General features: G+C 46.1%; 13 protein-coding genes. 9 read left to right on the plus strand and 4 right to left on the minus strand.

The window, feature by feature from the left end; genetic code table 11:
- Positions 1-146 precede the first annotated feature (146 nt).
- Positions 147-1,169: a tyrosine-type recombinase/integrase gene (locus SMSP2_RS10315; protein ID WP_146683869.1), complete on the plus strand. Its 1,023-nt coding sequence runs from the start codon at positions 147-149 to the stop codon at positions 1,167-1,169.
- 525 nt (positions 1,170-1,694) lie between these two features.
- On the opposite strand, the gene SMSP2_RS10320 is transcribed toward SMSP2_RS10315, so the two are convergent.
- The gene (locus tag SMSP2_RS10320; protein ID WP_146683870.1) at positions 1,695-2,111 is read right to left on the minus strand and encodes a hypothetical protein; all 417 of its coding nucleotides are present in this window, start codon (positions 2,109-2,111) and stop codon (positions 1,695-1,697) included.
- Positions 2,112-2,549: 438 nt separating this feature from the next.
- On the opposite strand from SMSP2_RS10320, the gene SMSP2_RS10325 reads away from it, so the two are divergent.
- From SMSP2_RS10325 to SMSP2_RS10340, 5 genes are all read left to right on the plus strand, one after another.
- Positions 2,550-4,319, plus strand: coding sequence for a type I restriction-modification system subunit M (locus tag SMSP2_RS10325; protein ID WP_146683871.1), 1,770 nt, complete (start codon positions 2,550-2,552; stop codon positions 4,317-4,319).
- Positions 4,320-4,415: 96 nt separating this feature from the next.
- Complete coding sequence (locus SMSP2_RS15020; protein WP_222566326.1) at positions 4,416-4,589, plus strand: hypothetical protein; 174 nt, start codon at positions 4,416-4,418, stop codon at positions 4,587-4,589.
- Positions 4,590-4,641: 52 nt separating this feature from the next.
- Positions 4,642-5,004: a four helix bundle protein gene (locus SMSP2_RS10335; protein ID WP_146684888.1), complete on the plus strand. Its 363-nt coding sequence runs from the start codon at positions 4,642-4,644 to the stop codon at positions 5,002-5,004.
- Positions 5,001-5,165 carry a hypothetical protein gene (locus SMSP2_RS14895; RefSeq protein ID WP_186804680.1) on the plus strand — a complete coding sequence of 55 codons (165 nt, stop codon included), beginning with the start codon at positions 5,001-5,003 and terminating at the stop codon, positions 5,163-5,165. The genes SMSP2_RS10335 and SMSP2_RS14895 overlap by 4 nt, the downstream gene beginning before the upstream one ends.
- A gap of 49 nt (positions 5,166-5,214) precedes the next feature.
- On the plus strand, positions 5,215-5,565 hold the full coding sequence (locus SMSP2_RS10340; protein WP_146683872.1) for a restriction endonuclease subunit S domain-containing protein: 351 nt from the start codon (positions 5,215-5,217) through the stop codon (positions 5,563-5,565).
- A gap of 134 nt (positions 5,566-5,699) precedes the next feature.
- Here the strand turns inward: SMSP2_RS10340 and SMSP2_RS10345 are convergent, their stop codons facing one another.
- Positions 5,700-8,417 (minus strand): class I SAM-dependent DNA methyltransferase, encoded by a 2,718-nt coding sequence (locus SMSP2_RS10345; protein WP_146683873.1) that lies wholly within the window; start codon positions 8,415-8,417, stop codon positions 5,700-5,702.
- Positions 8,418-9,408: 991 nt separating this feature from the next.
- On the opposite strand from SMSP2_RS10345, the gene SMSP2_RS10355 reads away from it, so the two are divergent.
- Positions 9,409-10,074, plus strand: coding sequence for a cytidylate kinase family protein (locus SMSP2_RS10355; protein ID WP_146683875.1), 666 nt, complete (start codon positions 9,409-9,411; stop codon positions 10,072-10,074).
- Positions 10,075-10,366: 292 nt separating this feature from the next.
- Positions 10,367-10,981, plus strand: a complete 615-nt coding sequence (gene rpsD, locus SMSP2_RS10360) for a 30S ribosomal protein S4 (protein ID WP_146683876.1) — start codon at positions 10,367-10,369, stop codon at positions 10,979-10,981.
- Between the two features lie 54 nt (positions 10,982-11,035).
- Here rpsD and SMSP2_RS10365 read toward each other — a convergent pair whose 3' ends face one another.
- Entirely contained in the window at positions 11,036-11,884 is an 849-nt protein-coding gene (locus SMSP2_RS10365) for an AraC family transcriptional regulator (RefSeq protein ID WP_146683877.1), read from the minus strand.
- Positions 11,885-12,042: 158 nt separating this feature from the next.
- Here SMSP2_RS10365 and SMSP2_RS10370 point away from each other — a divergent pair, with 158 nt between their 5' ends.
- The gene (locus SMSP2_RS10370) at positions 12,043-13,098 is read left to right on the plus strand and encodes a uroporphyrinogen decarboxylase family protein (RefSeq protein ID WP_146683878.1); all 1,056 of its coding nucleotides are present in this window, start codon (positions 12,043-12,045) and stop codon (positions 13,096-13,098) included.
- A gap of 61 nt (positions 13,099-13,159) precedes the next feature.
- On the opposite strand, the gene SMSP2_RS10375 is transcribed toward SMSP2_RS10370, so the two are convergent.
- On the minus strand, positions 13,160-14,128 hold the full coding sequence (locus tag SMSP2_RS10375) for a lysophospholipid acyltransferase family protein (RefSeq protein WP_146683879.1): 969 nt from the start codon (positions 14,126-14,128) through the stop codon (positions 13,160-13,162).
- Between the last annotated feature and the right edge of the window lie 85 nt (positions 14,129-14,213).

Consider the following 14,213-nt stretch of genomic DNA (forward strand, 5'->3'; position numbering starts at 1 on the left):
TTTAATTATTTGTTTGACTGTTGTTTGACTGATAGTTTTACTCTTATCTCTATATTTTTTCCCCAAAACACCCCTTGAATAGTGATTTATTCCGCGTTATCCTTGTATAAAGACACGACTTAAGAAGTAATACAAGGAGAAGCAATATGGCATCTATGGCATTTCATAAGGATTGCGGGAAATGGAGAGTTTTCTGGCATGTGACCCTGCCCAATGGAGAAGTTGATAAGGGGAGTATGTCCTTTAAGGACAGAAAAAAGGCCAAGAATTTCAAGGAGCACTGCGAAGAAAGGCAGAATCAGCTCAAGAAGGCCATTTTCGTAGAAGATGTATTCCTTGATGAGGCTATTATCCAGTGGAAGGATTTCTGCCTGGGCTTTACAAAGGCTACAAGATACCTCTATACCAGAGAGATTGATAAGTTTAAAACCTTTTTAAATGGCGAAGTTGTTTATGCTTCAGAACTTGAAACCGCCCATATCAGGGATTATCTCAACTATATGCTAAGAAAAAAACTTTCTAACAAGACTGTCAATAATATCCTCTGTGCCATAAAATCCCTTTGCAAATATATAACTGAAAACTATAAGCTCAATAATCCTGCAAAGGATATAAAAAAACTAAAGGAAGACCCTCCAAATGCCCGTTTCTGGACTTTAGAAGAGTATAGAAGGGTTCTAAAAAACTGCCCTGATTATGTTCAGAGATGGATTAGATTTATTGCCTGCACGGGGCTCAGGGCTCATGAATTCTGTAATCTCAAATGGGGTAACTGCGACCTTGAAAAAAGGACTATAACGATTATTGGCAAGGGAAGAAAAAAGAGGACTATTGGGCTAAATGATATCGCTCTTGGAATTCTTGAGGGTGTCAATAAGGGAGAAAGGGTAATTCCTGATGCCCTTGTATTTGTAAATGATGGTGGAAGAGCTTTAACCCGTTATAATTTAGCCTGGCATATAGGCGAAGCCTGCCGCGACGCGGGACTCCCTGGCGGCGGACCCCATGCGGCGAGACACTTTTTTGCGACTCAGCTTCTTTTGAGAGGGGTTCCCATCATCAAGGTCTCTGCTCTTCTGGGTCACGCTTCTGTTACGACTACGCAGCGGCACTACAGCCATATCCTCTCTGCCGACTTGAGTGATGTAACAAGCGTTCTGGCGGTTTGATTTTTCATACTTTTCAAGGGCGTGGCGTTCGAGAACTGCCGTATGCCAGCCCTTCTTTTTTGAGCTTTTAGAGCCATAAGTGAAATCTGGCAAATCCCCATTTTCAATAAGCCGGTAAAGGGTTTTATCCGAAATATCCATCTGTTCCATCATTTCTGTCATTGTGATATATACTTTCTCTCCAAATCCTTTCATAAATAAGCCTCTATTATGTGTTTATAATTGTTGAAGCTGATAATAGAGGATTGTTATTCACTTTTCAACAGGATTTCAAATCCCCCAAATTGGAAGATTTGAGGTTTTTTGGGAAGGTTGGTTTGATAAGATATCTATTGCCCTTATTTGATGATTTTATATAATTCCAGAACACAGCACAACAGCCTATGCAATGTAGGCTGGAACAACTACTGAACTCCTCATTGCCCTTATTGGGGAGTTCTCTGTATATATTAGGGCGGTGGAACTGGAGAAATGAGTATGATTTATCCTTGAATTGTTCAGAAAATGAACAACTTCAGCAGGTGGTTAGCCCCATGCAATCATATCGCCATCAATTTTCTTTCCGCAATTATCGCAGGTTGGGTTCATGAATTTTAAATCCCATTCTTCCCAGCAGTGAGGGCAATAATCGTCTGGAATAATGCACATTTCACCATCTACAAGATACTTTTGGGTGGCAGTGTCCCCATAGTGCCTGTAGAGTTCAATGCCCTTGCCAGCAACAAAGCCTGTCTGGAGCAATGGGACAGAGGTTTCCTTATTGGAGTCACAGACGTTCAATTGAAAATCGATGCTGACTGAATAGGATTCCGGGAGCTGGTTCGTGACGCTTTTCAGCTCATTAAGCAGAGCATCCAGTGCCCCTGATTTATGTAGGTCATCGATAAAGGAGTTTGTCTTATCAGTCAGAGGGCCAAGTTTCTTAAATTCATTATCTTTCATATTTTGCGGCTCCGTATTTGAGTTTTTTAATCTTTTATGATAAATGATTATATCTTATTAAGATGTATTCCACAAGCATGAATATTTTGAGAATACAGGGCTTGTTAGATTGATTTTTCCCGCGAAAAAAAGGTTGTATGAACTCATTTGAGCTCGTATAGAAGAGTTTTAACTGGACAAATATCAAATTTCTGCTATTATGTTAGCTAGTACAAGGGTGGAACCGACCTCTGGTTCTCATGTCCCTCCTAAGCCCTTCTTGATAGGATATTTAAGAATATTTTTGAGAGGTTTCAAATATGATATACAGACCTTGCCGGAGCAGTGAAAAATATGAGGGGTAAATATCTATTGATTATTGATTTAGGTATATATATCTGTTAAAATCCCCTTTCATATGGTCATATTTTAATATATTTATGGAGTCTAATAAGGGACATGGTAAATTTTCAGGATAAAGCCAATTTTATCTGGCAGGTTGCGGATGACATCCTCCGCGGGGCGTTCAAGCAGCATGAATACGGCGAAGTAATCCTGCCATTTGTGGTTCTGCGTCGTTTAGACTGCGTTCTCGAAGAGAGAAAAGACGCGGTTATCGCTACTTATGACAAATACAAGGACGTTCTCGACGATACTGCCCAGGTCTGCAAAGAGGCCACAAAGAGGGATAAGAGCGACAAGGGGCTAAACTTCTATAACACATCCTTTTACGACCTCCGCCGTTTAGCCCAGGATGCCAACAACATAGAGGTCAACTTCAACAACTACATCAACGGCTACAGCAGAAATGTCCGTGATATCATCGAGAATTTCCAAATCGATAAAATCGTCGCCAAGCTGGTCAAGAACGGCTATCTCTTCCAGCTCATAGACAAATTTACCGAGGTCGAGCTGCATCCAGACCAGGTATCCAACCATCAGATGGGCTATATCTTCGAGGAGCTGCTGCGGCGGTTCTCTGAGATGAGCAACGAGACTGCCGGTGAGCACTATACCCCTCGTGAGGTCATCCGGCTGATGGTCAATATCATGTTTGCCGAGCATAAAAAAGAACTCAAGGGCGAGGGCATCATAAGAACCGTATTTGACCCCGCCTGCGGCACGGGCGGTATGCTGGTAACCGCCAAGGAGCATATAAAAGAGCATATAAACGAAAAGGTAGAGGTTCATATGTTCGGCCAGGAGCTCAACGAGCAGACCTACGCCATCGCCAAGAGTGATGTGCTTATTATGGGCGAGAACGAGGGCAATATCCGCCAGGGAACGAGCTTTTCTGATGATAAGTTCGCCGATATGCGGTTTAACTATATGCTTACCAACCCTCCGTTCGGGGTATCCTGGAAGAAGGAAAAGGCGTTTATCGAGAACGAGACGAAGAACCCATACGGCAGGTTTTCTGCCGGCACGCCGCGTATATCTGACGGGGCACTGCTGTTTTTGCAGCATATGATATCCAAGATGGAGGTTAACGGCTCCCGTATTGCCATCATCTTTAACGGCTCACCCCTGTTTACCGGTGATGCGGGCAGCGGAGAGTCCAATATCAGAAAGTGGATTATAGAAAATGACTGGCTTGAAGCCGTTATCGCTCTGCCGACAGAGCTGTTCTATAATACCGGCATATCTACATATATCTGGGTTGTTACCAACCGCAAGCCTGAGAAACGCCGCGGCAGGGTCCAGCTTGTCAACGCTTCGGGTTTCTCTGCCAGGATGCGTAAGAGCCTTGGCAGTAAGCGAAACTTTATAACTGATGAGCAGATAAGAGAGATTTCCGCTATTTATGAGGCTTTTTCAGAAGGTGAATACTGCAAGATATTCGATAACGAGGATTTTGGATATACCAAGGTGACGGTCGAAAGACCCAAGAAAGATTCAATCAAGTTGGTCACCAAGAACGGGTTGCTTGTAACCAAAGATGGAAAACTCGTAGCCAAAAAATGTAAAAGAGTTCCAGACTCCAAGCTTAGAGATTATGAAAAGATACCGCTCAAGCAGGATATAGACGAATATTTTGAAAAAGAGGTAAAGCCCCATGTTCCCGATGCCTGGATGGACAGAAGCAAGGACAAGGTGGGCTATGAAATCAACTTTACCAAGTATTTCTATAAATATAAACCTCTGAGACCTCTTGAGGAGATTAAGGCGGATATACTGGCCCTTGAGAATGAGACTGAAGGACTGCTCAGGGAGATATTGGAAGGATGAAGGATGAAGGCGGAAGGCTTAAGGATGAATGTTAAATTGAAGACACGGACGAGTTTTGCTTTTCGTGCTATAAGATTATATGCCGTTTTACTGAAAATGACAGCAGAACAGGCTCTGGGCATGGCAAAATCTACTATAAATGAACATATAAAGAACATTTTTGCCAAAAAAGAGCTGATTGAGAGGCATGTAATGCAGAAATTCGGAAATTCCGAATTTGTATGTCGGAAATTCCGACGAACCACTCACCGCAGAGCAATGGATGGATGAAGGCGGATGGATGAAGGCGGAAATATGAATATTTTAAAAATAAAGCTGAATGATGAATGTTGACTTGAAGACAAGGACGAAGGGTTTTGCTATTCGGATTATAAAGTTATATGCTGATTTACCGAAATCAACAGAAGCCCAGATTTTGGGAAAACAGTTGCTCCGGTCCGGAACTTCTGTCGGTGCTCATTATCGAGAGGGGATGCGGGCAAGGTCAGATGCTGAATTCATCAGCAAAATTGAAGGTGGTTTGCAGGAGTTAGAAGAATCCGTTTATTGGATGGAATTACTCATAGAGTCTGACGTTATTGATGAATATTCGCTTAGTGAATTAATCAAAGAGGCAGATGAATTGACCGCGATACTCATTACCTGCGTCAAAAAAGTAAAGGATAGAAAGGAAGCAAAGAAATGAACAATAAGCGGAAGGCGGAAGGCGGAAATGGGAAGGATGAAGGCGGAAAGATGAAGGCGGAAGGTGGAAGTCTAAAGGCTGAATCTCATCCTTCATCCCTCATCCCTCATTCTTCAGAACATCCTTCATCCTTCATCCTTCAGCCTTTATCCTTCCTATAAGGATTCCGGTGTTGAGTGGATTGGTGAGGTTCCAAGCCATTGGGCGTTGGTGAAATTTAAGATAATTACAGATATTATTACTTGTGGTCATGCAGCAACTCCTGAATATTATGACGAGGGGGTGATGTTTCTTTCTGCTCAAAATATCAAGAATGAAAAACTGGATTTATTTCAATATAACTATATATCTGAAGAACTTCACAATCAACTAACCAGACATAAAAAAGTGGTAAAAGGAGATTTGCTCCAAGTTAGAGTAGGTGGTGCTGCTACAATTGGTCAAACTTGCGTTATTGAAATCGAAAATGATTTTAGTATATATGTATCGCTATGTCATATTAGATTAAACGAAAAAGCATGCAATTATTATATTTTTAAGCATTTACAGGCTGAAGCCTGAACTCTTGCGGCGGTTTCTCACAGGCAGCTCTAATCCCCGCCGCCAACGTCAGTTATTTCCCAATCCTGTTAATCCTGTAATCCTGTCCAATTTACATTCGTAATTCGTAATTCGTAATTCGTAATTCGTAATTTCTAATTAACCAACGGTTCCACGTATTCGCTGTACAGGGCGAAGAGGAATTCGAGGCGTTCGGTTTCGCCGGCGAAGGGCTTGCTGCGGTAGCATTTATCAACCGCACGGTCGAGCCTCTGATGCGCCTTGACCAGCACCGGCGGCATGGTCAGAGGGTCGTACAGGTCGGCAAGCGAGCTGTCTGGAAACTGCCCGCGGGCGTCAAGCACCCCCTGCGCCGCCGCCTCAACCGCCGCGGCCTGCTCTGCTGATACGTCCTTTGGCCACGGGTAGTTGTTGTAAACGATGTCCTTGGAATACCGGAAACGGCTTTCTAATCGCCCACAGGTATATTTCACCCAAGCCATGTGCATCTCGGAGGTCAATACGCCAAAATGATATAATGTAGCGTCGGGGATTGACTGGCAGGTATCGGATACAATAGTATCTTTACCAAAAAAGCCTATAGGAATATACTTGCGTCTTTCAGATGAAACTCTGGGTACTAAAATAAAAGATTCTGGATTCTTTGTATCACGAAATTGCGTTGGTCTTTCAGCTAATTTACGAGCACCAGAATCAACACTGTTTAGTCTCATGATTTTTACTTTTTCGATTCTCTCCATTAGATGAGGCATTGATCTGATTTCTTTCGGGTCTGCATCAACTAACCAAAGGCACCAACGGGGAATATCCTTTAAATAATTACCACCCGACAATAAAGGCTTTATGAATTTTGCAGCTTCTGGCTGTTTTTCTAAGAACTCTTGTTTTTCTCCATCTGACAAAATTAAATTTCCACCATCAACAGGTTTATTACCATACACCATTTTGGGAACATCGGAGAGAGGTTTTGCCCTCCTCATAATTATAATATCGTCTCCGTCTATTAGTAGAGGATTGATATTTCTAGCTTCAATTTCGTGCGGCTCACCTTTAATATTTTCATATTCGAAAAGTCGTTTATTCTCTGTATCAAATGCTCCAAATCCGATAATAACAACATGAACAGCGGCTTTGCCCCTTGCCTCGCTTGTCCAGCAGAATGTACGATGTGCGAAATGAATCTTGATATTGTAATTATTGAATAACTCGTTCCAGAGTATTCCAACCTGTTCGCCCATAGTGATTGAATTTGTAGAAACAAAGGCTACTTTTTTTCTTGTTCCCTGAATATACTCTGCCGCTTTTATATACCATGCTGAGACATAATCCAGACTTTTAAAATTTTTAACGCCTTCAAAAATCAGAGCCATATCTTCATTCTGGGTTTTGTTCTGAAGGTGTTTCCCTATGAACGGCGGATTTCCGAGGATATAGTCAATTTTTTCTTTCGGTGCGAACTCTGTCCAGTCGGTCTGCAGCGCGTTTTCGTTTAGTATGTGCGCGGACTGTATCAGCGGCAGGGATGCCCTTTGAACGTTGACGGCGATGGATAGCTCGAGGTTCATCTGGTGGTTCATCAACCACATAGCGGTCTCGGCGATACGTGCGGGGAATTCCTCTATTTCTATGCCGTAGAAGTTCTCTACGTTTACCATCGAGACCCACTCGCCCATCTGCATCTGTCCGGCGTGTATCTCTGTGAGTATCTCAATCTCGAGCCGGCGCAGCTCCCTGTATGTAATCACGAGGAAGTTGCCGCAGCCGCACGCCGGATCAAAGAATCCCAGCTCTGATATCTTCCGCTGAAACTCCATGAGGCGTTTTTCTTTTTCCCGTTTGAGGCCGCGGAGGTGCTCAAACTCCGCCCGCAGCTCGTCGAGAAACAGCGGGCCGATGAGCTTTAGGATATTTTTCTCCGAAGTGTAGTGCGCTCCGATATTTCTGCGTTTTTCAGGGTCCATGACCGACTGGAACATCGAGCCGAAGATCGCCGGCGATATCACGCCCCAGTTAAAATCGCAGCACTCCAGCAGCGACTCCCGCAGCGAGCTGTCAAAATAAACCGCCGGCAGTATCTCCTCGAACAGGCCGCCGTTGACGTATGGAAAGGCGCTTAGCATCTCGTCCATGTGCCTCTGCCTCTCGGCGGTTACGGTGTTGAGCGTCTGGAATATGCTCGATAGATGCCCGCCCAGGTCGCTGCCGTCCTCGCTGGTGCGCTGGCGGATGTAATCGGTGAAGATGTTTTTCTCGAATATGCCGGTATCGTCGGCGAACATGCAGAACAGAAGCCGCATTAAGAGCACTTCGAGCTGGTGGCCGCGGTAGCCGTTTTCCAGCAGCCCGTCATGAAGTTTGCCCATCTTCTCCGCCGCGGCGATGTTTACCGGCTCCTCGTCCTTGTATTTCTTCTGTGTGTAGCCGGCGATAAAGCCGAAAAGATTTACATTGCTGTGCAGCTGGGATAAGTGGAACTCGTGCAGGCTGTCCTCGTCGAGGTCGTAGAGCCGGAACCGCTCAAAATCCGACACCAGAACGTATTTGGGCAGCTCATGGTCCTTGAGCCCGGCGAAGTAGTCCAGGGCCTGCGAGTATGCCTTGTCCAGGTTTTTGCCGCGTGATTTGTGCTCTACCAGCAGGGTGCCCTTCCAGAACAGGTCGATAAAACCGTAATTGCTGTCGAGCTTCTTTACCGGCTCCTCAAACGCGGCAATCCTGCGGCGGTTTATGCCGAAAACATGAAAAAAAGCGTCCCAGAATGATTTTGCCTCGGCATGTTCGCGGCTCTCCCCCTGCCATTCGCGGCTGAAATCCATCGCACGGTGTTTTATTTCGTTCCAGCTTAAAGCCATTTATGTCCCTTGAATGTGTTCTATCTTGCTAATACTGAAAAACAACTTAACCACAAATTTAGCAGAGATTTACATTTTTACAACAACAATCCGGAATTTACAGCCGTAATTTTTCCATCCAAAACCGATGTTGCCTTATGCCTATTGCCTTATGCCTATTGCCTTTTGCCTATTGCCTACTGCCTTCTCAACCGCCTATTTCTCCTGACAGGATTACAGGATAAACAGGATTAAGGCGGTACGGGGAGAATGAAGTGAAGGGGATTGGCCGGCGACACAAATTTCCAGGGCGTTGCCCTGGGCTAAGCTATCCAAGCCCTTCAGGCTTGAGGGATAAACATATCATCCGGAGGCGTTTACCACTGTTTCAAGACGTGATTATTCACCACAGGGGGCTCGGGAAAAAATTTACGCACACATAAAAAGTTTAACCATTCTCATTTTGCCTAAGCACCAACGGTGCGAAGTATCATAGCGGGGCATCGCCCCATATTCAAACTTGATGGTAAGAGTACACGCTTCAGCGTGCGGTAAGAATACACGCTTCAGCGTGCTTGTTGTCTTTTAAGCATTTACAGGCTAAAGCCTGAACTCTTGCGGCGGTTTCTCACAGGCAGCTCTAATCCCCGCCGCCAACGCCAGTTATTTACCAATCCTGTAATCCTGTCTAATTGACATTCGTAATTCGTAATTCATAATTCGTAATTCATAATTCGTAATTCATATTGCCCGTCACCTTTTGTCTAAACTAACCGCTCCATAATTCTTCACTTGTTTCGCATTCTTGTAATATCTATAAACAAGTGAAGAACGGCTCTGATTGTTTCTGCGCTATTGCCTGCTGTCCATTACCTAATTCGTGTCAATCCGTGTCCATCCGTGGTATTTAACCTCCTAATTCCAAATTCTCTTGAAATTTCCGCCCCTGTACTGCATAATATAAGCGAGTAAATAAAACTTCTCAGCCATTAAGGACATATAGAGGTGTGCAATGCAGATGTCAGTAAGCCAGTACGCTCATGAAAAACCGGAGAAACAGGAAAAAAGAACCTCCTCTGCCGGGCCGTTTATCGTCATCTCCCAGCAGTACGGCTGCTCAGGTGCATCAGCAGCACAGGCCGCGGCGGATATGCTCAGGGATCAGGAGCGGGGAGACTGGCAGGTCTCCACAGATTCTCACATAAAAGAGCTGGCACTCGAGACGGGCTGCGACATTGAAACCATCTTAGCCGAAAAGAACTGCAAACAGTCCGCCTGGCGCGATATCATAAAGAACCTTCGCGGCTCATCCTCGCTCGATTCATTCGACATTCACCAGAAACTCGCCAACAAGGCCCGTGAAGCGGCGATAAAGGGCAACATCATAATAGTCGGCCAGACAGCCTCGCCGGCAACGGCAAAGATTGAAAACGGCGTCAGAATACGGCTTATCGCCCCCCTGAAATGGCGGATCTCGGCGGTTTGTGCCGCGGATAAAATCGAGCGGAAGGAAGCCGAGGAGAAAATCGAGGAGATTGACGAGATTAAAATGGATATTGAAAAGATTTATGAAAAGATGAACCCGCGAACCCCTGCTTTTGACCTGGTCATAGACAATTCAAAATTCAGCGACCGCCAGATCGCCGAGATACTAATCGCCGCACTTCACCTGCGGTGAACCGGCAAAACCGGGTATCTGCAGATTTTTCTGGTTTTTGACAGGATTAACAGTCCCGACTTAGCGGGGTTGTAAATCATCTCTATTTGGAAAATCGCAATCAATACGGCAATTTTTTTTGAAAAAAAGTTGATTTTTTGCTGATAACCAGTATAAAGGTTTGCCTTGTACGGGTTTCACCCGGCGGAAACTGGAAGTTTTGCTCCAGTCTCACGGCCTGAGAGTGAATAAGCCCTGTAATTAAATAAGAGCGTATAAGCTCTGTAAGCAAAACAATTTAAGGAAACTGAATATGTCTAACTACACAGGCCCCAAGGTCAGATTGAGCAGGAAACTCGGTGTGCCGATCGCCGAGACGCCAAAGCATGTAAACCCGCGTAAGCAAACCCGCCCGGGTCAGCACGGTTTTAAACGCAGCCGCGCAACTCTTTACGGCACACAGCTCAAAGAAAAACAGAAAATCGCGTATTACTACAACGTGCAGAACAAACAGCTCAGGCAGTACATGAAGCTCGCTGAGCAGTCACGTCTGACAACCGACGTCGCATTCCAGCAGATTCTGGAAACACGGCTTGACAATGTCATCCGCCGGCTTCGCTGGGCACGCACCATCTGGCAGGCACGCCAGGTCGTCGGCCACGGCCACGTAAAACTCAACGGCCGCAGGGTTGACCTGCCCTCGATCCGCGTAAAGGTCGGAGACGTCATTGAGATCAAGGAACGCAGCAAAAAGTACATTACAGAAGTAATCGAAAGCACCGCTTCAATGGGCTTTGCCGTTCCCGACTGGCTGACAGCCGACGACAAAAACCTCAAGGCAACTGTTATCCGTCTGCCCGAGCACGATGAAGTAAGACTGCCCTTCGAGGTTGACTTCACAAACATCATCGAGTTCTACACACGATAATACATTACCTAAAAAAACTCGCAAAGCCGGCTGGGAATACTCACGCCGGCTTTTTTATTTCCGTTTGCCGGCTGTTCTGTACCTGTTCGGAGGCATCCCGCGGCGTTTTATGAACTGGCGGTTGAAATTGGACAGGTTGTTGAAACCGCTTGCAAAACAGACGTTTATAACCGGCTCGGAGGTTTTCATCAGCATCTCGCACGCGCTTTCGATACGCGTCTCTATCAGATAATCGTTGAACGGGCGGCCGAGCTGTCGTTTGAAAAATTTGCAGAATCCTGAAACACTCATGCCCGCCATGGCCGCCGCGGCTTCGACGGACACCTCATCGCCGCTGTTGTTATGGACATAGTTGAGCACCTGCATAAGCCTGCCGGGGTTCTTACTCATGGCAAGCACCGGCTCACGCGGCAGAATACTCACAGATGCCGCGTTTGACAGCGTTTCGAGCAGCCCAAGCAGAGCGGTAAGCCGGCCGGCACTGCTGTTGTGCTGAGCGGTTTCGTCCCATAAATCCCCAGACACAGATAATATGTCCGCAAAATAAAGCCCCCTTGCGGATTTTTCAATCAGCCGCGAACACTTCTCAAGCTCGGGAAGCTGCCACAAATAACCGCCGGCAATAGTTTTGCGAAACTGAATCACATACGCCCGACTGGCAATATTTTCCGATACAGACGACTCAAATGTGTGTGGCAAATCCGGCCCGAACATCATCGCATCGCCGGGACGGTAGTCTATCACCCTGCCGCTGATGTAACACTTGCCGCTGCCGGATAGGACAATAACAATTTCGCATTCCGGGTGGTGATGCATGGAATACAAAAAACGCGGCCCCGTGTTTGTATAGCAGTAAAAGGATGTATTCTGGTGCCTTGGAACTTTCTCATACCGTATCTGCATTGCCGTATTATATGCAACCTTGCCTGAATATCAATATATTTACGCAGTATTTGGTTAAATAGTATTATAATGGTGGTAAAATTGATGAAGAAAGACAAATAAAACCAGTTATAATTCATGGCGGCTAACTAAGTAAAGTTTTATAAAGGTAATCAATTATGAGTAAATTTGAACCGGATTATAATCATCTGATTGACGCGGCTAACAACATTGAGCCAAAACGCATTCCGCTCTACGACCACAACGTAGATGCCCCGTTCCTTAGCAAGGTATTCGGCATTGACATGCTCGATCTGGCGACTAACGGCAAGGCAGACGACCTGCGTGAATACATGCGCAGGTTTTGCGGATTTTTCCTCGATACAGGCTATGATACGGTATCTTTTGAGTGCTGTATTGGTGCCGCGATGCCGGGCAGCGGTTCGCTGAGCGGGCACAAACCCGGCGAGATACAAAATCGAGAAGACTTCGAAAAATATCCCTGGGACAAAATTGAAGAGAACTTCTTCAGGATGTACACGCCGTATTTTGACCTGCTGTGTGAATTCATGCCCGAGGGTATGAAGGCCGTCGGCGGCGTCGGAAACGGCGTATTCGAATGCGTACAGGAGATTACCGGCTACCAGAACCTGTGCCTGATTTCGTATGACGACCCGCAGCTCTATGCGGAGCTTTTCACCACTGTCGGCGATATAAACGCCGGGATCTGGAAGCGGTTTATGGAAACCTACAGCGATATATACGCGGTGATGCGTTTCGGCGACGACCTGGGCTACAAGTCCTCATCACTTCTAAGCGCAGAGGACATCAAAAAACACGTAATCCCCCAGTACAGAAAGATTACCGACATCGTCCATTCATACAACAAACCGTTCCTGCTGCACACGTGCGGCTGTATTTTCAACGTGATGGACGATATTATCGAAGAGGCTAAGATCGACGCCAAGCACTCCAACGAAGATGCCATCGCACCGTTTACCGACTGGATCGAGAGGTACGGCGACCGCATCGGCAACTTCGGCGGCATTGATATGGACGTGATCTGCCGGCAAAGCCCCGATGAGATACGCGCATACACTTTGGATATACTCGAAAAATCCATGGGACACGGCGGCGTAGCGTTCGGCTCGGGCAATTCTGTACCTCACTATGTACCGGTAGAAGGCTACTACGCCATGACAAATACTATCCGGGAATTCAGAGGAGACAAATAGCTTCTGATAAAATTCGTGAATTTTCTCTACTAAGCACGCTAACGCATGAAATATAAACGGTTTACATGCTCGGGCTGACCTTGCGATTTCGTTTTCGGCCGGGCGGGGTTTTCCAGCGGCGGTGTATCCACCAGTATTGCTCAGGGGCTTTGCGGATTAGCCGTTCCATCTCGGTTGAGAATTCCTGGGTGATCCATTCCAGCGGTTTTTCCTTGTCCTTCCATTCATGCGGTTCGATGATCCTGCCGCATTCCATCTCAAAGAAGAACCGCTCATCAACACGCCGGCTCACGCCCACAACTATGGGCACGTTGTACTCCATGGCAACCAGACCTATACTCTTGTATGTACTGGCTTTGCGGCCGAAGAAGTCCACGAAAACGCCCTTTCGCCCTGCGTCCTGGTCGGCGATGAATCCCAGCGTAGCTCCTTTGCCGAGTATATCGTGCATGTGTTCGGAGGCACCTTTTTTGTCGATAATCTTCTGGCCCTTTTCCTCGCGTATGCCGTATAGCCAGCGGCTGATATACGGGTTGTCCAGCGGTCGGGCGATGGAGTAGAGGTCAAAGCCGTATAGGCCGAACATGTAACCTGTAATCTCAAAATTCCCGTAATGCGGCGTGAGAAGCACTGTTCCCTTGTGCTCTTTTACAATCCATTTGACCCGCTCGGCGTTTATAAACCTCGAAAACTCGCGCCAGTTACCTTTGCGGACAAGCCGGGGCGTGTAGATAATGTCGATAACCATCATCGCCAGATTCTGGAAACTCTTTACGCCGGTCTCTACGTGCCACTGATGGTCCTTTTCGGGAAACGCAGCCTGAAGGTTAGACATTGCTCTTTCGCGGTGGCGTTTTGAGTGTTTCCAAAGCAGTGTGCCGGCACGTTTTGCCAGACGCAGCGAGCGATCAAGCCCCAGAATCAGCAGAAAACCTACTAAACCGCGCAAAGCAATATAGCCAAGGTAGTTAAGTACCCTGTTATGCTTGAGATGCTTTTTTCGCCATTGTCTGAACGTCTGAGATTTCATAGGAAAGATTGTATTGATAAAACCCCGTAAGTCAAAGAATAACACGAAATTATGCTATACACAATTATCCGGCTCGTGATATTCA

It is taken from the genome of Limihaloglobus sulfuriphilus, assembly GCF_001999965.1.
In the GTDB taxonomy this organism is placed as follows: Bacteria; Planctomycetota; Phycisphaerae; order Sedimentisphaerales; family Sedimentisphaeraceae; genus Limihaloglobus; species Limihaloglobus sulfuriphilus.

Bases quoted from the DNA above. Each gene is read 5' to 3' on its own strand.
- SMSP2_RS10355 (WP_146683875.1), top strand. From the start codon at position 9,409: ATGCAGATGTCAGTAAGCCAGTACGCTCATGAAAAACCGGAGAAACAG.
- SMSP2_RS10365 (WP_146683877.1), bottom strand. From the start codon at position 11,884: ATGCAGATACGGTATGAGAAAGTTCCAAGGCACCAGAATACATCCTTT.
- SMSP2_RS10320 (WP_146683870.1), bottom strand. From the start codon at position 2,111: ATGAAAGATAATGAATTTAAGAAACTTGGCCCTCTGACTGATAAGACA.
- rpsD (WP_146683876.1), top strand. From the start codon at position 10,367: ATGTCTAACTACACAGGCCCCAAGGTCAGATTGAGCAGGAAACTCGGT.
- SMSP2_RS10375 (WP_146683879.1), bottom strand. From the start codon at position 14,128: ATGAAATCTCAGACGTTCAGACAATGGCGAAAAAAGCATCTCAAGCAT.
- SMSP2_RS10345 (WP_146683873.1), bottom strand. From the start codon at position 8,417: ATGGCTTTAAGCTGGAACGAAATAAAACACCGTGCGATGGATTTCAGC.
- SMSP2_RS10335 (WP_146684888.1), top strand. From the start codon at position 4,642: ATGAATGTTGACTTGAAGACAAGGACGAAGGGTTTTGCTATTCGGATT.
- SMSP2_RS10370 (WP_146683878.1), top strand. From the start codon at position 12,043: ATGAGTAAATTTGAACCGGATTATAATCATCTGATTGACGCGGCTAAC.
- SMSP2_RS10325 (WP_146683871.1), top strand. From the start codon at position 2,550: ATGGTAAATTTTCAGGATAAAGCCAATTTTATCTGGCAGGTTGCGGAT.
- SMSP2_RS10315 (WP_146683869.1), top strand. From the start codon at position 147: ATGGCATCTATGGCATTTCATAAGGATTGCGGGAAATGGAGAGTTTTC.
- SMSP2_RS14895 (WP_186804680.1), top strand. From the start codon at position 5,001: ATGAACAATAAGCGGAAGGCGGAAGGCGGAAATGGGAAGGATGAAGGC.
- SMSP2_RS15020 (WP_222566326.1), top strand. From the start codon at position 4,416: ATGACAGCAGAACAGGCTCTGGGCATGGCAAAATCTACTATAAATGAA.